General features: G+C 72.1%; 17 protein-coding genes and 2 tRNA genes. 3 read left to right on the forward strand and 16 right to left on the reverse strand.

Annotation, left to right across the window (positions count from 1 at the left end):
- Entirely contained in the window at window positions 1–426 is a 426-nt protein-coding gene (locus ACIRDU_RS04310; RefSeq protein WP_403574198.1) for a VOC family protein, read from the forward strand.
- Between the two features lie 268 nt (window positions 427–694).
- On the opposite strand, the gene holA is transcribed toward ACIRDU_RS04310, so the two are convergent.
- From holA to leuS, 9 genes are all read right to left on the reverse strand, one after another.
- Window positions 695–1,684 carry a DNA polymerase III subunit delta gene (holA, locus tag ACIRDU_RS04315; protein ID WP_403574201.1) on the reverse strand — a complete coding sequence of 330 codons (990 nt, stop codon included), beginning with the start codon at window positions 1,682–1,684 and terminating at the stop codon, window positions 695–697.
- A 74-nt stretch (window positions 1,685–1,758) separates the two neighbouring features.
- Window positions 1,759–2,004, reverse strand: coding sequence for a hypothetical protein (locus ACIRDU_RS04320; protein ID WP_403574204.1), 246 nt, complete (start codon window positions 2,002–2,004; stop codon window positions 1,759–1,761).
- A 38-nt stretch (window positions 2,005–2,042) separates the two neighbouring features.
- Window positions 2,043–2,924 (reverse strand): YceI family protein, encoded by an 882-nt coding sequence (locus ACIRDU_RS04325; protein WP_403574207.1) that lies wholly within the window; start codon window positions 2,922–2,924, stop codon window positions 2,043–2,045.
- 173 nt (window positions 2,925–3,097) lie between these two features.
- Window positions 3,098–3,928, reverse strand: a complete 831-nt coding sequence (locus ACIRDU_RS04330; protein WP_403574209.1) for an arylamine N-acetyltransferase — start codon at window positions 3,926–3,928, stop codon at window positions 3,098–3,100.
- Between the two features lie 4 nt (window positions 3,929–3,932).
- Complete coding sequence (locus tag ACIRDU_RS04335) at window positions 3,933–6,515, reverse strand: ComEC/Rec2 family competence protein (protein WP_403574211.1); 2,583 nt, start codon at window positions 6,513–6,515, stop codon at window positions 3,933–3,935.
- Window positions 6,512–7,630, reverse strand: coding sequence for a helix-hairpin-helix domain-containing protein (locus ACIRDU_RS04340; RefSeq protein WP_403574213.1), 1,119 nt, complete (start codon window positions 7,628–7,630; stop codon window positions 6,512–6,514). Before ACIRDU_RS04340 ends, ACIRDU_RS04335 begins: the two co-directional genes overlap by 4 nt.
- A 119-nt stretch (window positions 7,631–7,749) precedes the next feature.
- Complete coding sequence (locus ACIRDU_RS04345) at window positions 7,750–8,595, reverse strand: DegV family protein (RefSeq protein ID WP_403574216.1); 846 nt, start codon at window positions 8,593–8,595, stop codon at window positions 7,750–7,752.
- A gap of 72 nt (window positions 8,596–8,667) precedes the next feature.
- On the reverse strand, window positions 8,668–9,456 hold the full coding sequence (locus tag ACIRDU_RS04350) for a hypothetical protein (protein WP_403574219.1): 789 nt from the start codon (window positions 9,454–9,456) through the stop codon (window positions 8,668–8,670).
- Window positions 9,457–9,592: 136 nt separating this feature from the next.
- Window positions 9,593–12,472, reverse strand: coding sequence for a leucine--tRNA ligase (gene leuS, locus ACIRDU_RS04355; protein WP_403574222.1), 2,880 nt, complete (start codon window positions 12,470–12,472; stop codon window positions 9,593–9,595).
- A 467-nt stretch (window positions 12,473–12,939) separates the two neighbouring features.
- Between leuS and ACIRDU_RS04360 the strand changes: the two genes are divergently transcribed.
- Together ACIRDU_RS04360 and ACIRDU_RS04365 are read left to right on the forward strand one after the other, a co-directional pair.
- On the forward strand, window positions 12,940–14,205 hold the full coding sequence (locus tag ACIRDU_RS04360; protein WP_403574225.1) for a cytochrome b/b6 domain-containing protein: 1,266 nt from the start codon (window positions 12,940–12,942) through the stop codon (window positions 14,203–14,205).
- Window positions 14,202–15,812, forward strand: a complete 1,611-nt coding sequence (locus tag ACIRDU_RS04365) for an NADH-ubiquinone oxidoreductase-F iron-sulfur binding region domain-containing protein (protein WP_403574230.1) — start codon at window positions 14,202–14,204, stop codon at window positions 15,810–15,812. Before ACIRDU_RS04360 ends, ACIRDU_RS04365 begins: the two co-directional genes overlap by 4 nt.
- Before the next feature lie 110 nt (window positions 15,813–15,922).
- On the opposite strand, the gene ACIRDU_RS04370 is transcribed toward ACIRDU_RS04365, so the two are convergent.
- The 7 genes from ACIRDU_RS04370 to ACIRDU_RS04400 all read right to left on the reverse strand — a co-directional run bounded on the left by ACIRDU_RS04370 (window position 15,923) and on the right by ACIRDU_RS04400 (window position 19,817).
- Window positions 15,923–15,995: transfer RNA gene (locus tag ACIRDU_RS04370), tRNA-Ala, on the reverse strand.
- A gap of 128 nt (window positions 15,996–16,123) precedes the next feature.
- Window positions 16,124–16,357: a hypothetical protein gene (locus ACIRDU_RS04375; protein WP_006136074.1), complete on the reverse strand. Its 234-nt coding sequence runs from the start codon at window positions 16,355–16,357 to the stop codon at window positions 16,124–16,126.
- A gap of 3 nt (window positions 16,358–16,360) precedes the next feature.
- Complete coding sequence (locus tag ACIRDU_RS04380) at window positions 16,361–16,534, reverse strand: hypothetical protein (protein WP_403574233.1); 174 nt, start codon at window positions 16,532–16,534, stop codon at window positions 16,361–16,363.
- Window positions 16,535–16,733: 199 nt separating this feature from the next.
- Window positions 16,734–16,806, reverse strand: a tRNA-Ala gene (locus ACIRDU_RS04385).
- A gap of 75 nt (window positions 16,807–16,881) precedes the next feature.
- A complete protein-coding gene (locus ACIRDU_RS04390; protein WP_403575144.1) occupies window positions 16,882–17,556 on the reverse strand; it encodes a histidine phosphatase family protein in 675 nt (224 codons plus the stop codon).
- Window positions 17,547–17,993: a ribosome silencing factor gene (rsfS, locus tag ACIRDU_RS04395; protein ID WP_403574235.1), complete on the reverse strand. Its 447-nt coding sequence runs from the start codon at window positions 17,991–17,993 to the stop codon at window positions 17,547–17,549. Before rsfS ends, ACIRDU_RS04390 begins: the two co-directional genes overlap by 10 nt.
- 105 nt (window positions 17,994–18,098) lie before the next feature.
- Window positions 18,099–19,817 carry an LCP family protein gene (locus ACIRDU_RS04400; RefSeq protein WP_403574238.1) on the reverse strand — a complete coding sequence of 573 codons (1,719 nt, stop codon included), beginning with the start codon at window positions 19,815–19,817 and terminating at the stop codon, window positions 18,099–18,101.
- Window positions 19,818–19,825 lie beyond the last annotated feature (8 nt).

A 19,825-nucleotide genomic window follows, 5' to 3' on the forward strand; every position in this document is an offset into this window, starting at 1 on the left:
ATGGACGCAGACGACACGAGCGCGCCGGCCCTGGTCCGCGCGGCGACCCGGCTCCCCGCCCAGGACCTGGAGCGGGCGCGGCGCTTCTACTCCGAGAAACTCGGTCTGGATCCCGTCGACGAACGCCCCGGCGGGCTGCTGTACCGGTGCGGCGGCGCGGAGTTCGTCCTCTTCCTGTCGACGGGGACCTCGCCCGGCACCTTCACGCAGATGGCTTTGGAGGTGGAGGACATCGAGGCGGCGGTCGAGGAGCTGAAGCGGCGCGGCGTGGTGTTCGAGGAGGTCGACGCGCCCGGCTTCCGCACGCGGGGCGGAATCGCCGAGATCGAGGGGAACTACCCGAGCAAGGGCGCGCGGGGTGAACGCGGCGCCTGGTTCCACGACAGCGAGGGGAACCTGCTGGGGATGGGGGAGCTGGTTTTCTGAGCGGAGGCACGGTCTCGGAGGTCTCGGAGCAGGGGCCCAGGAGAGCCGAGGCCGGGGACGGGCCCGACCGGACAGGGGCCTGTGAACCCCGCCCCCTGGGAGCGAGCCGGCCAGAGTCCGATCAGCCCCGGATCTTGAAGCTGGCCTAGCGGGGCCTCGACCTGACAGGCCCTGCCCTCGGGAGCAGGCCTCGCCAAGGCCTGGGGACAGCTGGCTCCCCCCTTGCAGCGAGCCCGCACAGGCCTGGGTCCGGCCGGGCCCGGGACGGTCAGCCCCGGCCCCTGGAGCGGGCCGCCCGGGCGATGGTGACCACTGCCTTCTCCAACGCGTACTCGGGGTCGTCGCTCCCGCCCTTCACCCCCGCGTCCGCCTCGGCCACGGCCCGCAGCGCGACCGACACCCCGTCCGGAGTCCAGCCGCGCATCTGCTGCCGCACCCGGTCGATCTTCCACGGCGGCATCCCCAGCTCCCGGGCGAGATCGGCCGGCCGGCCCCCGCGCGCGGACGACAGCTTCCCGATCGCCCGGACGCCCTGCGCGAGCGCACTCGTGATCAGCACCGGCGCCACCCCTGTCGCCAGCGACCAGCGCAACGCCTCCAGGGCCTCCGCGGCCCGCCCCTCGACCGCCCGGTCGGCGACCGTGAAGCTCGACGCCTCGGCCCGCCCGGTGTAGTACCGCCCGACGACCGCCTCGTCGATCGTCCCCTCGACGTCCGCGACCAGCTGCGACACCGCCGAGGCCAGCTCCCGCAGATCGCTGCCGATCGCGTCGACGAGCGCCTGGCAGGCCTCCGGCGTGGCGGATCTCCCCGTCGTCCTGAACTCGCCCCGCACGAACGCCAGCCGGTCCGCCGGCTTCGTCATCTTCGGGCAGGCCACCTCACGCGCCCCCGCCTTGCGCGCCGCGTCGAGCAGCCCCTTGCCCTTGGCCCCGCCGGCGTGCAGCAGCACGAGGGTGATCTCCTCGGCGGGGGACCCGAGATACGCCTTCACGTCCTTGATCGTGTCGGCCGACAGATCCTGCGCGTTGCGTACGACCACGACCTTGCGCTCCGCGAAGAGCGACGGGCTCGTCAGCTCGGCGAGCGTGCCGGGCTGCACCTGGTCGGGGGTCAGGTCCCGTACGTCCGTGTCGGCGTCGGAGGCCTTCGCGGCGGCCACCACCTCCTGCACGGCGCGGTCGAGGAGCAGCTCCTCCTGGCCCACGGCGAGCGTCACCGGGGCGAGAGGGTCGTCATGCGCAGTGTTCCTGGCCATCGCGACAAGCATCCCACGCGCCACTGACAGCGGCCCCGACGGACCGGGACGCGCACCCCCGGAAGACCGGAGGCCTACGGTTCCTCCCGCCAGCCCTCCCACTCGCCGGCCAACCGGTCCAGCTCCCCGGGGTCCAGCCGCCCGTCCTCGTCCCGCAGGACGACCAGCCACTGCGCGTCCTCGGCATCGTCCTCACCGGCCAGCGCGTCCCGCACCAGCTGCGGCTCCTCGACGATCCCGAACCGCTCCCGCAGCGCGTCCACCACCTCTTCCGCCGCGTCACGGTCGGGCAGCACCAGCACATGTCGCACATCACTCACGCCGGACATTGTCCGACACCGCGCAGCGGCCCGGCCGCTCAGCCCTTGCGCACGACCTGCACATCGAGGTCGACCCTGATGCTCGGCCCCACCACCGCGATGCCCCGCGCCAACATCGTCTGCCAGCTCACGGTGAAGTCGTCCCGGTGCAGCTCGGTCGTGGCCCGGCAGGCCGCCCGCACCTCGCCCTCCATGCCGTTGCCCAGCCCCAGGTACTCCGTGTCCAGCGTGACCGTCCGCGTCACGCCGTGCAGCGACAGCGCCCCCGTCACGGCCCACCGGTTCCCGCCCTTGTGCACGAACCGTTCGCTGTAGAACTCCAGGGTCGGGAACCTCTCGACGTCCAGGAAGTCCGCCGAGCGCAGATGGTCGTCGCGCATCCTCATGCCGGTGTCGATGGACGCCGCGTCGATCACCACGTGCATCGCCGACCGCTCCATCGGATCGGTGACCCGGACGACCCCCGCGAACGACGTGAACCGCCCATGGATCCGCGCCAGTCCGATGTGCCGCGCGGTGAAGCCGATCGAGGAGTGCGCCGACTCGATCTCCCAGTCACCGGCATCGGGCAGCTCCGGCGGCCGGGCCACCTGCAGCGTCACGTCGCCGAACGACGCGAGCGCGTTCTCCGCTACCTGCGTGGTCGCCCGGTACGGCGTGTACCCCTCGGCGGACACCGCCAGCCGGTACTCCCCCGCGGGCACCGTCGTCACGAACGACCCGTACGGATCCGCTCCTCCGCTGACCACCGGACGCCCCGCTGCGTCCGTGACCGCGAACTCCGCATGCGTGACCGGCTCGTTGACCGGGTCCAGCACCCGGCAGGCCAGCACGCCCGCGCTCGGCGGGACCGGCACCGCCCCCAGGGGACTCGTCCGTTGCACCCGGTCGGTGCGGCTTCCCCGCCAGCGGCCGATCATACACGACTCCCTGAGTGACTCGAAATCGCCCTGTTGATCACTGTTGATCACACGTTGCCGAAGACGCATTCGAGCACCAGTGAGGCTTTCGAGGCAACACGCGACCACATCGCGGGAATCCAGCAGATGTGCTGGTACTACGCACGAGTAGCCCCGTGTGGCCGGAATGCCTCCTACGCGGGATTTCGCAGTACCGGCACCGTGTCGAGCTCGATCCCGAACCGCTCCCGGTACACCCCGAGTACCTCCTCGTCCGTCCCCAGTTCCCGTTCCTCCCGCGTGCCGTCGGCCGCCGTCGTCGTGAGCCTGCGCCCGCTGAGCGTGATCCTGCCTCCGTCCTCCGTCACCCGCGAACAGACCAGCGACCGCGTGAAATGCGACACCGGCGACGTGCTGTGCCACCACGCCCCGGCCACGAAGTCGCCGAGCGCCCGGGGCCGCACCTCCAGGCGGTACTGCGCTCTGCCGTCCCGGGACACGTCCAGGTCCGCCGCCTCCACCGTGCCGTGCCCCCCGCGCACCCCGGCGGCGTCCGGTCCCGCCTCGACGATCCGGAACGTGCCCCCCGGATCCTCCTGTTCTCCCCGCTCCCCGAGCGCCAGCGGGAGGTGGCTGTGCGCCCCGAACCCGACGTCGGCCAGCCAGTCGCCCCCGTCCACCGTCCGCACCCGAAGCGCGAGATGGTCGTAGGGGATCCCGAGCCGCTCCCCGTCCCCGTACACCCGCGCCGCCAGCAGCACCACGTCGAACCCCAACGCGGCGAGCAACGCCCCGAAGGAGCCGTTGAGTTCGTAGCAGAACCCGCCCCGCCGCGCGCCCACCACCTTGTCCAGCAGCCGCTTCTCCTCCAGCACGATCTCCTCGCCCAGGTGGATCGAGAGGTTCTCGAACGGCACGTTCTGCAGGTGACGCAGGTGCAGCTCGCGCAGCGCGTCGACGGTGGGCCACGCCGGGGGCTCGACTCGGAGTCGGCGGAGATAGGCATCAACCTGTGCTGAGTTCATGCCCTCAGTCTCGCGCCACGCTCAGCTCTCCGCCCCCTCCCACGACCGCGAGCGCGCCGTCCCGGTCCGTCCGCAGCACCGCCGCGCCCCCGGCGCGCAGAGCGGCGACGGTGCCGGGCGCCGGGTGGCCGTAGGAATTGTCCTCACCGCAGGAGATGAGGGCCAGCCGCGGTGCCGCCCGGCGTATGAGGCCGGGGTCCTGGTAGGCCGAGCCGTGGTGGGCGACCTTCAGCACGTCCACACCCTCCAGCGCCTCGGCCGCCGGTGATCGCGCCAAGGCCCGCTGCGCCGGGGGCTCCAGGTCCCCTAGGAGCAGCAGGCGCAGTCCGGCCGAGCGGACCAGCATGGCGACACTGGCGTCGTTCGGCCCCTCCGGCACCGGGTGGGCCGGGAGCAGCCCAGGGCGCGGCCACCAAGGCGGGTCCGGCGGCGGCCACACCACCTGCCAGGACAGCTCCCCCGTGCGCCGCTGCTCCCCGGCCGCCGCCCGCGTCACGGGAATCCGCCGCGCCGCCGCCAGCCTCCGCACGAACGCGGCCTGGTCCGCGGGCTCTTCGAAACCCGTCGTCTCGATCGCGCCCACCGCCCGGCCACGCAGCACCCCGGGCAGACCGGCCACGTGATCGGCATGGAAGTGGGTGAGCACGACCAGCGGGATCCTGGTGATGCCGAGTGAACGCAGACAGTGGTCGACGAGCTGCGGGTCGGGCCCCGCGTCGACCACCACGCCGGCCCCCTCGCCCGCCGCGAGCACCAGGGCATCGCCCTGCCCCACGTCACACATCACCAGCCGCCAGCCCGGCGGCGGCCAGCCCGTGACCACCTGGGTCAGCGGCGGTGGCTGCACCACCACCAGCGCCAGCAGCAGGCCGCACACCGCGCACCACCAGGGGTGCCCGAGCAGTCGCCGCCCGAGGAGAACCACGATCAGGGTCACGGCCAGGAGCAGCGCCGCACCCGCCCAACTGCCCGGCCAGTCGATTCCCCCGCCCGGCAGCGCCGCCCCGGTCCGGGCGATCTGCGCGATCCACTCGGCGGGCCAGTGCGCGCACCACGCCAGGGCCTTGGCCACCGGCATCGCCACCGGCGCCGTGGCCAGCGCCGCGAACCCCAGCACGGTCGCGGGAGCGATCGCGAACTCCGCGAGCAGATTGCACGGCACCGCCACCAGGCTCACCCGCGCCGACAGCACGGCCACGATGGGCGCGCACAGGGCCTGCGCGGCCGCGGCGGCACCCAGCGCCTCAGCCGGCCTCGCCGGCACCCCGCGCCGCCGCAGCCCGGCACTCCAGCGGGGCGCGAGGGTGAGCAGAGCACCGGTCGCCGTGACGGAGAGCAGGAACCCGTAACTGCGCGCCAGCCAGGGGTCGTACAGCACCAGCAGCAGAACCGCCGTCGCCAACGCCGGGATCATCGACCTCCGGCGTCCGGTCGCCAGGGCCAGCAGCGCGACCGCCCCACAAGCCGCGGCCCGCACCACGCTCGGATCCGGTCTGCACACGACCACGAACCCGAGCGAGAGCGCACCCCCGAGCACCGCCGTCCCCCGCAGGGAGATGCCGAGGCGTGGCGCGAGTCCGCGTCGCTCGGCATGCTGCGCCAGACCCGGCGGCCCGAGCAGCAGCGCGAGGAGGATGGTGAAGTTGGCCCCGGACACGGCCAGCGTGTGCGTGAGGTCGGTCTCCTTGAAGGCCTCCTCCAGCTCCGGAGTGATCCGCGAGGTGTCTCCCACCACCAAACCCGGCAACAGCGCCCGGGCGTCCGCCGGCAGCCCGTCGGTCGCCTCCCGCAGCCCGGCACGCAGCCTCCCGGCGAGCCGCTGCGGCTCCGAGGGCTCGCCCACCACGTCCGGTCCGCCCCGGCCCCCTACCCGCAGCACGGCCGCGACCCGGTCACCGCCCGTCATCGCGGGCGCCAGCCGCGCACTGACCCGCAGCCGCGTCGACGGCAGCAGGCCGAGCCACGGCGACCGCACCGGCCCACCGGTGACCCGGCCGGGCGGGGGCGAGTCCACGTCCACGATCATCAGCACCGGCGTCCGTGTCGTCATCACCGCGCCACCCGCCTCCTGGACGCGCCGCACGTCGGCGTCGATCAGCAGGGCCGTCGGAGCCACGTGAGCGCCCCGGACCCTCGGCCGGGTGAGCCGCGGGTCGGACGTGAGCTCGACCTCGGCGGTCACGGTCGCGTACTCCCGCGCCAGGCCGGGAACGGGCCCCCGGCGCAGATCCGCCCCGTGCAGTCCGGCCGCGGCGGCAGCCGCCGCGACACACAGCAGCAGGGCGGTGGCCGAGGCTCGCGGCCAGGACGCCGTCCGGTGCCGCAGGGCCAACGGCAGCAGAGCGACGGCGGCCAGGCAGCCGAACACGACGCCGAGGGCCCACTCCCACGCCGCGTCCAGCACCAGCGCCGCCGTCGCCCAGGCCGCCAGGGCGGGGGGTACGAGCCGCAGGTCCGTGGGGCCTTCCTGGCGTGGACGGGCAACGCCGAGACGCGCGCCGGAGGAGGCATGCACGGCCGACCGCGTGAGGCCGGGCGCGGGCGCGGCCGCGTCCTGCCGCGCCGACGGGTCGGGGGCGCCCCTCATGGCCGTACGAGATCGCGCAGGTCGGCGAAGCGGCGGTCGCCGATGCCGTTCACCTCGCGCAGCTCGTCCACCGAGCGGAAGCCGCCGTGCTGCGTGCGGTAGTCGATGATGTGCTGCGCCAGGACCGGGCCGACACCCGGCAAGGTGTCGAGCTGTTCCGCGGTGGCGGTGTTGAGGGAGACGGGAGCCGCCGGCTCGGCCGCCCCACCGGCCGGACCACCGGGAGCCGGACCGCCGCCCACCCCGGGCCCCGCGGCCGGAGCCGGCCCCCCGACGATCACCTGCTCGCCGTCCACGAGGAACCGGGCACGGTTGAGCCCGTCGGTGTTCGTGCCCGGCTTCACCCCACCCGCCGCGCTCAAGGCGTCCGCCACCCGCGAGCCGGCCGGCAGCCGGTGGATCCCCGGCTCACGGACCTTGCCGCCGACGTCCACGACGATCTCGGCCGCCCCCGCCGTCCCAGGCCCGGCAGGGGCCCCGGAGGAAGCACCGGCAGGCACCCCGGCAGCGCCCGGGCCTCGCTTCTCCTCCCCCTGCCCGCTCTCCTGCCCTGCCCCGAAGGGCACCGCCGCCCGCACCACCTCCGGCGGCCGCACGGACTGGGTCCGGCCGGTCCAGAAGTGCTGCACGGCGAACGCCGCGGCGACGACGAGCACCACCGTCAGGGCGAGCACACTCCGTCGCTCCAGACCACACCTCGTCTGCAACCAGAGGGGCATCCGCTCCCACAGCGCCAGCCCGGCCCGCTCCCGCCAGGCTCCCTCCGCGGCGCGCTCGTCCCCGCCCTCCACCTCGGCGGAAGCGCCCGCGGGAGCCGGCCCGCGCCGAGTCCCTTCGGCACCGCCGGAACCCGGCGGCCCCTGGCCCGACTCCCGCCGCTCCCCCGCCCGTTCGGCGGGTCCCGCCGGCCCGGTCCGCTCGTCCGGCTCAGCCCATGCGGTGTGCTCGCCGAACAACACCCCGGCGCGCCGCCGAAGTTCCTCCGCCGAGGTATGACGCCGCCGGGCCCGCCCGCGCGGAACGGACCGGCGGTGACGGACGCGCCCGTCGGACGCCGGCCCGCGGCCCGGCCCACTGGTCGCGGTCGCTGTGCGTGAACGTGATCGAAGTGCCATGCGACGAGGATCGGCCACCTCGGGCCACCCGCGATGATCTTGGTGGTTTTCCGGGGACGGTCCACCGGTTGGGGAAAACTCCGCCACTCACACGGGCGACCGGAGCCCCACAGCAACGTTCACCGGGGCGAAACCACAACCGCCAGCAACCCGGGCCCCGAATGCGCCCCGATCACCGCCCCGACCTCGCTGACATGCAGATCGGCCAGCCCCGGCAGCCGTGTCCGCAACCGGTCGGCGAGGGCCGACGCCCGTTCCGGCGCGGCGAGATGGTGGACGGCGACGTCGACTTGGGCGCTACCCGCCCGGTCGGCCGCGATCTCCTCCAGTCGGGCGATGGCCTTCGACGCGGTGCGCACCTTCTCCAGCGGTCCGATCCGTCCGTCGGCCAGTTGCAGCAGCGGCTTCACCGCGAGCGCCGAGCCCAGCAGGGCCTCCGCGGCCCCGATACGGCCGCCGCGGCGCAGGTAGTCGAGGGTGTCGACGTAGAAGTAGGCAGACGTGCCCGCGGCCCGCTTCTCCGCGGCCGTGACGGCCTCGTCCACCGTGCCGCCCGACTCCGCGCTCTCCGCGGCGGAGAGCGCGCAGAACCCGAGCGCCATCGCGATCATGCCGGTGTCGACCACCCGCACGGGCACCGGCGCCTGCCGCGCGGCGACGACGGCCGCGTCGTACGTGCCGGAGAGCTCGGCGGAGAGATGGAGGGAGACGATGCCGGTGGCACCGGCCTCGGCGACCCTGCGGTACGTCTCCTCGAAAACCGCGGGACTGGGCCGCGAGGTCGTCACGGGGCGCCGCTTCTGCAAAGCCTGGGCGAGGGCGCGGGTCGAGATCTCGGTGCCCTCCTCCAGCGCCCGGTCGCCGAGGACCACCGTCAGAGGGACCGCTGTGATGCCGTGCCGCTCCATCGTCCGGGCCGGCAGGTAGGCCGTTGAATCGGTGACGATCGCGACATGGCGGGACATGAGCTGGAGGTTACCTGCCGTAGCGCCGGTGCGGCAGCCCGGCCCCCGCGCCTCGCGGTGCGAGTGGCCGGATCAAGTGGTGCTCTCGGGGCGGGGCTTCTTCTGCCAGGGGTAGGTCGGACGCGGTGCCGGCGGCGTGATGGCGGGCCGCGCCGGCTCTTGCGCCGGGCTCGACCGCGCGGTGTCCGGCCAGGTCTGCCCGGCCGTGGCGGCATCGGCGGCGGGCGCCTCGGGCCACGGCGGCGTCGCGGGCTGCGGCGGCGAGGCCGGCTGCCGGGACGACGCCGGCTGCTGCGACGACGCGGGCTGCGGCTCCGGCTCCGTCCAGTGCCGCAGGGCCCCGGACTCCAGGTCGATCTGCGCGCTGAGCGAGTCCAGGTCGTCCTCCGCGAACCGGCGGGCCCGGTCGCGGGCCGCCCAGCGCAGCGAGTCCGCCGAGTGCGTGATGCGTTCGGTGCGCTCGCGCAGCTCCGGCAGCCGCTCGGCGAGCGCGACGCGGTCCGGCTCGGACTCCAGGCGCTTCAGCTCGTCGTCCAGCTCGTGTCCATGCGCGCTGAGCCGTTCGAAGAGGCCGACGGACTCCTTCAGGGACTCGTCCTCGGCGACGGCCGCGTGCAGCGCGTCCTGGGTGGCGCGCATCGAGGTGCGCAGCTTCAGCCGGAGCTGGGCGAGTTCGCCCGCGGCGCCGGGCTGGGCGAAGGACTTGGCGCGCAGTGTGTGGTCCTCGACCGTGCGGCGGGCCTGGGTGATGCCGCGGTCCACGCCGCGCCTGGCGGCGCCGACCACCTTCACCGTGGCGTACACCCCGAGCCCGAGAAAGAGCACGAAGAGCAGGGCGAAGACTGCGATCACTGCTTCCACAAGGGCTCCTCCTCAGGACATCACGGCACCTCGTCGCTCTTCCACGGTAAACGCAACGGGCAGGTCCGGAGTTCCACAACAACCCCGAACCTGCCCGTAGGGGACCACCCCGAGAGCGGTCCGCACACCCCGGCGGCTACGCCGGAACGATGTTCACCAGCTTCGGCGCGCGCACGATCACCTTCCGGATCCCGGCACCGCCCAGCGCGGCGACGACCTTTTCGTCCGCCAGTGCGACCTTCTCCAGCTCGTCGTCGGAGATCGACGGCGAGACCTCCAGCCGCGCCTTCACCTTGCCCTTGACCTGCACGACACAGGTCACGGTCTCGTCGACCACGTACGCCGGGTCGGCCACCGGGAAGTCCCGGTGCACCACCGAGTCGGTGTGGCCCAGCCTGCGCCACAGCTCCTCGGCGATGTGCGGGGCCAGCGGCGCGACCATCAGCACCAGGGCCTCGGCGACCGGGCGGGACACGGCCGCGCCCACCTTGGTCAGGTGGTTGTTCAGCTCGGTGACCTTGGCGATGGCGGTGTTGAACCGCATGCCCTCCAGGTCACCGCGTACCCCGTCGATCGCCTTGTGCAGGGCGCGCAGCGTCTCTTCGTCGGGCTCGGCGTCGACGACGGTCACCTCGCCGGTCGCCTCGTCGACGATGTTGCGCCACAGCCGCTGCAGCAGCCGGAACTGGCCGACCACCGCGCGCGTGTCCCACGGCCGGGAGACGTCCAGCGGGCCCATGGCCATCTCGTACAGGCGCAGGGTGTCGGCTCCGTACTCGGCGCAGATCTCGTCCGGAGTGACCGCGTTCTTCAGGGACTTGCCCATCTTGCCCAGCAGCCGGGAGACCTTCTCGCCCTGGTAGTGGTACGCGCCGTCGCGCTCCTCCACCTCGGCGGCCGGCACCGCGATGCCCCGGCTGTCACGGTAGACGTAGGCCTGGATCATGCCCTGGTTGAACAGCTTGTGGAACGGCTCGGCGGACGAGACGTGACCCAGGTCGTACAGGACCTTGGACCAGAAGCGCGCGTACAGCAGGTGCAGCACGGCGTGCTCGGCGCCGCCGACGTACAGGTCGACACCGCCGTGCGGCTGTCCCTCGCGCGGGCCCATCCAGTACTGCTCGATCTCGGGGTCGACCAGCTTCTCGGAGTTGTGCGGGTCCAGGTAGCGCAGCTCGTACCAGCAGGAGCCGGCCCAGTTGGGCATGGTGTTGGTCTCGCGCCGGTACGGGCGCGGGCCCCGTCCGTCGCCCAGGTCCAGCGTGACGTTCACCCAGTCCTCGTTGCGCGACAGCGGCGTCTCGGGCTGGGTGTCGGCGTCGTCCGGGTCGAAGGTGCGCGGCGAGTAGTCCTCGACCTCGGGCAGCTCCAGGGGCAGCATCGACTCGGGCAGCGCGTGGGCGATGCCGTCCTCGTCGTAGACGATCGGGAAGGGCTCGCCCCAGTAGCGCTGGCGGCTGAACAGCCAGTCGCGCAGCCGGAAGTTGACGGTGCCCTCGCCGACGCCGGACCGCTCCAGCCACTCGGTGATGCGCGCCTTGGCCTCGGCGACGCCCAGGCCGTCCAGGCTGACCTCGTCGTTCGAGGAGCTGATGATCTTCGCGTCGTACGACGCGAAGGCGTTCTCCCAGGTCGAGGTGTCCGTGCCACGGCCGTCGGTCGGCTCGACGATGCAGGTGATCGGCAGTTCGAAGGCGCGCGCGAACTCGAAGTCGCGCTGGTCTCCGGCCGGGACGGCCATGATCGCGCCGGTGCCGTAGCCCATCAGGACGTAGTCGGCGATGAAGACCGGGACCTGCTCGCCGTTGACCGGGTTGGTCGCGTACGCGCCGATGAAGACGCCGGTCTTGTCCTTGGCCTCGGCCTGCCGCTCCACGTCGGACTTGGAGGCGGCCTGGGCGCGGTAGGCGGCGACGGCCTCACCGGGGGTCGCGTGGCCGCCGGTCCACACCTCGTGGGTGCCCTCCGGCCAGGCGGCCGGGGTGAACTTCTCGACCAGGGGGTGCTCGGGCGCCAGCACCATGTAGGTGGCGCCGAACAGGGTGTCCGGGCGGGTGGTGAAGACGGTGATGCGCTCGCCGTCGATGGGGAAGTCGACGCGGGCACCCTCGGAGCGGCCGATCCAGTTGCGCTGCTGCAGCTTGATGGCCTCGGGCCAGTCCAGCGCGTCCAGGTCCTCCAGCAGCCGGTCGGCGTAGGCCGTGATGCGCATGTTCCACTGGCGCAGCTTGGCCTTGAAGACCGGGAAGTTGCCGCGCTCGGAGCGGCCCTCGGCGGTGACCTCCTCGTTGGCCAGCACGGTGCCCAGGCCGGGGCACCAGTTGACCGGCGCGTCGGAGGCGTAGGCCAGCCGGAACTCGCCCAGGACGTCGGCCTTCTCGGCGGCGCTCAGCTCGCTCCACGCGCGCGTGTGCCCCGGAACGGGCCGCTCACCCGACTCGAACGCGGCGACCAGCTCGGCGATCGGACGGGCCCGCCGGGCGTCGTGGTCGTACCAGGAGTTGAAGATCTGCAGGAAGATCCACTGGGTCCACTTGTAGTAGTCCGGGTCGATCGTGGCGAACGACCGGCGCTTGTCGTGGCCCAGGCCCAGCCGGCGCAGCTGGACCTTCATGTTCTCCATGTTGGCCTCGGTGGACACGCGCGGGTGCGTGCCGGTCTGCACCGCGTACTGCTCGGCGGGCAGGCCGAAGGCGTCGAAGCCCAGGGTGTGCAGGACGTTGTGGCCGGTCATCCGCTGGAAGCGGGCGAAGACGTCCGTGGCGATGTAGCCCAGCGGGTGTCCCACGTGCAGGCCCGCACCGGAGGGGTACGGGAACATGTCCATGATGAACTTCTTGGGCCGGGCGACGGTCTCCCGGTCGCCCGCCAGGTCACCCTTCGGGTTGGGCGCGGCGTAGGTGCCGTCCGCGTCCCAGAAGTCCTGCCAGCGCGCCTCGATCTCGGCAGCCATCGCGGCCGTGTAGCGGTGCGGCGCCGCCACCTCGGAGGCGGCAGCGGGGTTCGTCTCGCTCATGATCCTCAAAGCTCCATCGATCGTCTCTGCCTGCGGCTGTGTGGTTCGAGAAACGAAAAATCCCCTCGCACAGGAGGGGACGCCGCGCCGATTCCGACCATCCGAATCATCCGGTGGCCGGGACTGATCAGCGCGGCCCGCTAAGCAGAAGGCGTACGGCACGCATGGCGTTAGGGTACCGCAGGCCCTCAGCGCGCCGCGACGCGCTTATGACGGGCCTTCTCGACACTCGAAGCGCTGAACCAAGGTCAAGAGTTACTTCGCGTAACAACCACTAAGGGACATCACAACAGCCACATTGTCCTTTGATAACAACGCAATAACTCAAACCCCCTACCCATCGGTATGGCTCCGCTTAGAGTGCGGCAGCGGGACCGCTTTCCCGAACCGCTCGGAGTTGCCCCCATGAACCCTCATCGCAGTATCAGCTCTCCACCCCCGGTCGCCGGGACGCGGGGAGGCAGGTCGTGAACCCCAACGACTCCACGGCAGACGACTCCTTCGCCGAGTTCCTCAACTTCGGTGCGGGCGTGCTGTCCCTCGTGTGCCTGACCTGCTCGGTGATCTGGGGCCTGGTCGCCCAGGACCGGATCCTGCTGGACGCACGCAGGCGCATCCTGGCGCAGGCCGTGCACCGGGCCACGGCCGTCGCCTCGATCGTCTTCCTGCTGGTGCACATCGGGGTCAAACTCGCGTTGTCCCACACCTCGTGGATCGCCGCGGTGATCCCCTTCGGGCTGCTCCTCACCGACGACGAAGCCGTCATGGGCAGGTCGTTCCTCATCGGCCTGGGCACCCTGGCCAGCATGCTCATGATCTTCGTGGGCATCACCGGCGTGCTGCGCAACCGCTTCGCGTCCCCCGCGCCCGTGGCGGCCCGCTGGCGGGCCATGCACATGCTGGCCTACCCGGCGTGGTGCGCCGCCCTCGTCCACGGGCTCTACGCGGGTCGCGCGGCCAAGCCGATCTTCGTCATCCTGTACTGCCTGTCCCTGGCCGGCGTGGCCGGAGCCCTCGCCCTGCGCGCGGCTCCGCGCCCGGTCAAGCGCAAGGTCGCCGACAAGGTCGCCGCGCTCATCGGGCCTGGTGAGGGGCAGGGCCGCAGGGACCTCGAGGAGAGCCGGGCCCGGGCGGGCGGCGGCTTCGCGTTGCCCGGTTACGAGGGCCGCGAGGCACGCGCGGGAGCCGCTGCGTCCGCGCCGGGCCCGCGGTACGAGAAGGCGGAGCGCCCCGCACCCCAGGAGTCCGCGAACGGTTTCGCCGCGGCCTACCGGGCCGTCTCGGCACCGCCCCTGGGCCAGCAGCCCTTCGCGCCGGGGCCGACGACCAGCATGGAACTGCCGCTGGACCTGCAGTCCACCGAGACCATCCCGACCGTGGAGGGCCCCTCCAGCACCTCGGGCAACTGGCCCATCCCGTCCCCGCCGCCGGTCGGCGAGGCCCCGCCGTCCGCCTACGACCCGCTCCAGGACACGGGCTTCAACATCCCGCCCTACGACCCCTTGCAGGACACCGGACAAAGCATCCCGGCCTATGGCAACCCAGGCGCCGCCGGCTATGGATCGAGTGACGTGTACGACACGGGTGAGACGAACGCCGTCTATGACACGTACTACCCGAACGACACGTACAACAGCGGTCCCGCCACTGAAACAACGCCCGGTGCGTCCTACGACTTCGACGCACCGGCATCGGGCGAACCTTGGAACACGCCTTCCGGAGGCTTTAAGTGAACGAGGCCCTGCCCGACGTACCCGAAGTCCGCGTGGTCGGTCTTCCTCAGCTCACGTCGGGTTTCGACCTTGTCGATCGGCTCGATCTGCCCATGCATCTCAAGGTGCACGGGCCGCTCGAGCCGATGGGCGGCGAGCAGCTCGCGCAACTCGCCGAACGCATCAACCTGAAGGGCCGCGGCGGCGCGGGCTTCCCCTTCCACAAGAAGCTGCGCTCGGTCGCCGAGGCGGCGATCAAGCGCGGCGTCCGGCCGGTCGTCGTCGTGAACGGAAGCGAGGACGAGCCGGCCTGCCGCAAGGACACGGTGCTGATCAACCGTGCCCCGCATCTGATCCTGGACGGCGCGCTGCTGTGCGCCGAGGCCCTGGGTGCCCGCACGCTCGTGGTGGGGGTCACCCGTGAGTCGACCCAGCGCTCCATGGAGGCCGCGCTCGCCGAACGCGGCCTCAGCAACGGCCGTCGATCGGCACTGCGCGCGCGGGTGCAGCGCAATCCGGTCCGTATGGTCACCGGTGCCGCCGCCTCACTGATCCGCTCGATCGACGGCGGCCCGGCCATCCCTCCCGGCCGCAAGGTCAGCGCCTCGCAGAACGGCGTCGGCGGCGCGCCCACGCTGCTGTCCAACGCCGAGACCTTCGCCCAGCTGGCCATCGCCGCCCGCATCGGCCCGGAGCGCTACGGCAACACCGGCCTGTACGACGAGCCGGGCACCGTCATGCTCACCGTCTCCGGGGCGGTCGCCCGCCCCATGGTGATCGAGGTCCCCACGGGCGTGCCGCTGCGGTACGTCCTGCAGCTCGCCGGCGCTCCGCCGGTGCCGCAGGGCGTGCTCACCGGCGGTTACCACGGCAAGTGGATCGACGCGGCGACGGTCAACGAGGCGATCGTCTCCCGCAACTCCCTGGACGCGGTGGGCGGCGCGCTCGGCGCCGGCGCGATCCTGCCGATCACTCAGGACACCTGCCCGCTGGGCGAATCGCTGCGCGTGGCGCAGTGGCTGGCCGAGGAGAGCGCGGGCCAGTGCGGCCCCTGCTACCTCGGTCTGCCGGCCGCCGCGCGCGGTCTGGAGGACATCCTCAACGGTGGCGGACCGGCCGCCCTGGAGGCGCTCAAGCAGGTCGCCAAGAACGTGAAGCGGCGCGGCGCGTGCTCGCACCCGGACGGCTCCGCGATGTTCATCGAGTCGACCATCAAGGCGTTCACGGACGACCTGGCCGCCCATGTCCTCGGCAACGGCTGCGGACGGCGCGTGGAGGGCGTTCTGCCGCTCTTCGCGGGCGGGAGGGCCCCTACGGGCATCCCGGGCGGCGCCGAGTCCGAGGAGAACGGCCCCAGCCGCCAGAAGATCTACGTCGACTGGACGCTGTGCCGGGGCCACGGCCTGTGCGCGGACATCCTCCCCGAGGTGTTCCAGCTGGGCGCCGACGGTTTCCCGACCGTGGCGCAGGCGCAGGTGCCGCGGTACGCCGAGGCCAAGGCTCTACGCGCGGTGCGCCGCTGCCCGGCGCTGGCGCTGCGCATCGAGGAGGAGCGCGCGCAGGGCGCGCCGTCCCGCAACCTCCCGGTCCTCTCCCAGGGCCGCGGCCGCCGCGCTCTCGGCCGCTGAGCACACCCGCGGCGGGCTCCTTCGGTGGGGCCCGCCGTCAGCGCCCACGCTCGACGCGACACAAAGAAGGCGGGCCATCCGATTCGGATGGCCCGCCTTCTCATTCACTGTGGAGCTAAGGAGAATTGAACTCCTGACCTCCTGCATGCCATGCAGGCGCTCTACCAACTGAGCTATAGCCCCTTGCTGGTGCTCCTCCGGGTTTCCCCGGCGGCGACGCCAACATTACTGGTCCACCGGGCCCAACACCAAATCCATTTCACCTCGTACAGAGATGCCCGCCATGTCGGATTTGCACCGACTTGGCGGGGTCAGGCCGTGACGAACGAATAGAACCGCTTGAGCGTGCAGTGCTCCTCCAGAAGCCGGCCGTAGATCGGCTCGCCCTCCAACTCGCGGTACGTCTCGATCGGGTCGCCTTTTATGATCAGCGCCCGCGCGCATTCCTCGCACCAGTACTGGTAGTCGGGATTGATCGGTTCCATGTCGCGGACGATCGGAGTCCCGCTGCCGCACCAGTCGCACTTCCGCCTGTGTGCACCCATCGATCAGCTCCAGCTGTGGCCGCAGGCCGTGCACACGTAGGAGATCCCGCCGTTGTCGCCGAGCATCTGGGCCACGTGCGCGGAACCACAGGAAGGGCAGCTGAGGCGGGTGGACATGTCCCGGGTCAACGCTGCTTCGAGGAGGTGGTCGGCCTCCTCGAGGATGCTCGCAGGCATCGCTACTCCTCCCGTCGGGTCGCGCCCCCTTCCGGCCGTTTGATTCTGCCACGGCCGGACCAATACGGTCAGCGACGCCTCAGTACCAGTCCGGCCACGGCACCCGGCGGGGCCGTAGAGGTATACGCCGCGAAGGGCCTGGGCGACTCAAGCCGGAGCATGAAAAATCCCGCCCCCTGTTGGGGACGGGATCTTGATGTGGAGCTAAGGAGAATTGAACTCCTGACCTCCTGCATGCCATGCAGGCGCTCTACCAACTGAGCTATAGCCCCTCGGTTCCCCCTGCCGCTGGCGGGGCGAACAAGAAGAACTTTAGCCTGCGACCTGCCGGAAAGTGAAATCCGGGGTCAGTCGTCGTCGCCGAGCACCGGTTCCGGCAGGGTGCCGGCGTTGTGCTCCAGCAGGCGCCAGCCGCGGGCGCCTTCGCCGAGGACGGACCAGCAGCAGTTGGAGAGTCCGCCGAGGCTCTCCCAGTTGTGGGGGTCGAGGCCCAGGAGGCGGCCGATGGTGGTACGGATCGTGCCGCCGTGGCTGACCACGACGAGCGTGCCGTCCTCGGGGAGCTTCTCGGCGTGCCGCAGCACCACGGGGGCGGCCCGGTCGGCCACCTCGGTCTCCAGTTCGCCACCGCCGCGGCGCACGGGCTCACCGCGCTTCCACGCGGCGTACTCGTCGCCGTACCGGGCGATGATCTCCTCGTGCGTGAGGCCCTGCCAGACGCCCGCGTAGGTCTCGCGCAGCGCCTCGTCATGGGTGACGTGGAGGCCGGTGAGCGTGGCCAGCTCGGTGGCCGTGGCCGCGGCGCGCCGGAGGTCGGAGGCGACCAGCGCGTCCGGCTTCAGCGAGGCGAGCAGCCGGGCGGCGCGGCGGGCCTGGGCGACGCCGGTCTCGGTCAGCTCGACGTCCGTGCTGCCCTGGAAGCGGCGCTCCACGTTCCACGAGGTCTGGCCGTGCCGCCAGAGGATGATGCGGCGGCCCCGGCCCTTCCTGGCGGACGCCTCACCGAAGGAGGTCACCGCCAGTCACCGTCCAGCTCCGCCGCCTCCTCGGCCGCGCGCAGTTTGGCGTGCTCCTCGGCCTTGCCGCGGGTGGCCTTGGCCTCCTCGGGCAGCTCGAGCTCGGGGCAGTCCTTCCACAGCCGCTCCAGGGCGTAGAAGACGCGCTCCTCGCTGTGCTGGACATGGACGACGATGTCGACGTAGTCGAGCAGCACCCAGCGTGCTTCGCGGTCGCCCTCGCGGCGTACCGGCTTGGTGCCGAGTTCCTTCGAGAGGCGCTCCTCGATCTCGTCGACGATCGCCTTGACCTGGCGGTCGTTGGGTGCGGAGGCCAGCAGGAAGGCATCCGTGATGGAGAGCACGTCACTGACGTCGTAGGCGACGATGTCGTGGGCCAGCTTGTCGGCGGCCGCCTGGGCGGCGGTGTTGATCAGCTCGTGAGAGCGGTCGGTCACGGTCACTGCAAGGCTTTCGGTCGGCGGACACTTGCCACCAAGGGTCTCACGGACCGCAGCGGGCCCCCCACGCGATGACGGGGATCACGTGGGGGGGCGCGCTCCGTCCGCCTAGTCGGACGACGGCTTGTAGTCCTGGCCGAGGACCACGGAGACGTCGGCGCTCGCGGAGGTCCTGCCCTTGATGACGGAGCCCGCGGGCAGGCCCAGGGTCTTGGCGACCTCGGCGGCGTTCGCCTTCTCGGCGGCGTCGGCGTAGCGGACCTCGGAGGTGGCCCGGGCGGTGCCGGTGCCGTTCTCCAGGAAGGTGAAGCCGCCGTTGAGGAGCACGACGCGGGCCTTCTCGGTGTTGTCCTCGACGCCGGTGGCGTTCTGGACGGAGACGCTGACGGCGGCGTCCTTGTCGGGGCTCTTGGCGGTACCGCCGAGGACGTTCCTGACCACACCCGCGCTCGCCTGGGCGCTGAGCGTGCCGTCGTTCTGCACGGGCAGCAGGTCGGTCTTCACGTCGCCGCCCTTGGCGAGGTCGGAGAGCCCGGCGAGGAAGGTGCCGAGATCCTTGTCGGTGAGGGACGGGTCCAGGATCTGCGCCAGGGTCTGGATGGTGGTCGTGGCGGCCTGCGGGTCGGAGGACATCTTGCGCAGGACGCCCTGCATGACCTGCCCGAAGCGCTCCAGCTGGGCGTTCTGGGCCTCGCCCGGGGCGCGGTAGGTGGCGTAGGCGACCGCCATCTTGCCGCTGAGGGTCTGGTCCCGGCCCTTGGTGACCAGGGGGGCCTCGCCCTTCTTCTTGGCGCCCGGGTCGGGCACGTCGGCGTTGGTGTCGACGTCGATGTTGCCGACGAGGTCGACGAGGTTCTGAAGGTAGGGGGTGTCCAGGCGCCAGGTGCCCTCGATGTCGGTGCCGAGGACCGTGTCGAGCGCGTCGCGGGTGCCGTCGGAGCCGTCGTCCTCGACCGATTTGGCGAGCGTCGTCGTGGTGCCGTCGTCGCTGGTCAGGGCGAGGGAGTTGGGCAGCAGGACGGTGGTGCCCCGCTTGGTGGTGGTGTTGTCGACCAGGAGGGCCGTGGAGGTGCCGCCGCCCTTGGTGTCGTGCAGGTGGACGACGATCACGTCACGCTTCTGGGCGCCCGCGGCCGTGGCGGTGCCCGTGGCGGAGTCGTCGGAGGACAGGCCGGGCAGCTTGCCCGCGTACCAGAGGTAGCCCACGCCGCCGGCCGCGGCGAGCGCGAGGACGACGGCCAGGGCGACGATCCGGCTGCGGGCGCGGCGGCGGGCCTCCTCGCGGCGTTCGGTGCGGTTCTCGGTGAACTTCAGCCAGTCGATGACGTCTTCGGAGTTGGCGTCCGGTTCCTCGACGAAGGCGAACTGCTCGGTGTGGTACTCCCGTTGCGGCTCGGCGGCTTCCTCGGGGTCGGCCGGGCCGGCCTGCTGCGGGATGTGGGCGGTCTGCTGGGCGGTCTGCTGGGCGGTCTGTTCGGCGACGCGGGGCTGCCGGCCGGTGGCGGCGCCGGCCGGGGCCTGGCCGTAGGGGTCGTGCGGGGCGCCCTGCGCGGGGCCGCCCTGGTGCGGGGCGGTGTCGTACGGGTCGTAGGAGCCGTAGTCGTACGCGGGCGGGGACTGCTGCTGGAACTGCTGCCCCTGCTGCCCGTACGGGTCGTAGCCGTAGCCCTGTTGCTGCTGATGCTGGGCGTACGGGTCGTACGTCTGCTGCTGGGTCTGCTGGGTCTGGACCTGCCGGTAGACAGGCCGGCCGTACTCGTCGTAGCCGACGAGCTCGTACTGGTCGGCGCCGTGGTCTGCGGCCCCCGCGTCGTATCGGTCGTTCACCGGTGCCC

The organism is Streptomyces sp. NPDC093598 (genome assembly GCF_044764825.1).
Taxonomy (GTDB): Bacteria; Actinomycetota; Actinomycetes; order Streptomycetales; family Streptomycetaceae; genus Streptomyces.

What these genes read in the sequence shown, in the direction of transcription:
- holA (WP_403574201.1), bottom strand. Translation starts at nt 1,684, where the DNA reads ATGGCCAGGAACACTGCGCATGACGACCCTCTCGCCCCGGTGACGCTC.
- ACIRDU_RS04330 (WP_403574209.1), bottom strand. Translation starts at nt 3,928, where the DNA reads ATGAACTCAGCACAGGTTGATGCCTATCTCCGCCGACTCCGAGTCGAG.
- ACIRDU_RS04335 (WP_403574211.1), bottom strand. Translation starts at nt 6,515, where the DNA reads ATGAGGGGCGCCCCCGACCCGTCGGCGCGGCAGGACGCGGCCGCGCCC.
- ACIRDU_RS04340 (WP_403574213.1), bottom strand. Translation starts at nt 7,630, where the DNA reads ATGGCACTTCGATCACGTTCACGCACAGCGACCGCGACCAGTGGGCCG.
- ACIRDU_RS04345 (WP_403574216.1), bottom strand. Translation starts at nt 8,595, where the DNA reads ATGTCCCGCCATGTCGCGATCGTCACCGATTCAACGGCCTACCTGCCG.
- ACIRDU_RS04380 (WP_403574233.1), bottom strand. Translation starts at nt 16,534, where the DNA reads ATGCCTGCGAGCATCCTCGAGGAGGCCGACCACCTCCTCGAAGCAGCG.
- leuS (WP_403574222.1), bottom strand. Translation starts at nt 12,472, where the DNA reads ATGAGCGAGACGAACCCCGCTGCCGCCTCCGAGGTGGCGGCGCCGCAC.
- ACIRDU_RS04325 (WP_403574207.1), bottom strand. Translation starts at nt 2,924, where the DNA reads ATGATCGGCCGCTGGCGGGGAAGCCGCACCGACCGGGTGCAACGGACG.
- ACIRDU_RS04375 (WP_006136074.1), bottom strand. Translation starts at nt 16,357, where the DNA reads ATGGGTGCACACAGGCGGAAGTGCGACTGGTGCGGCAGCGGGACTCCG.
- ACIRDU_RS04310 (WP_403574198.1), top strand. Translation starts at nt 1, where the DNA reads ATGGACGCAGACGACACGAGCGCGCCGGCCCTGGTCCGCGCGGCGACC.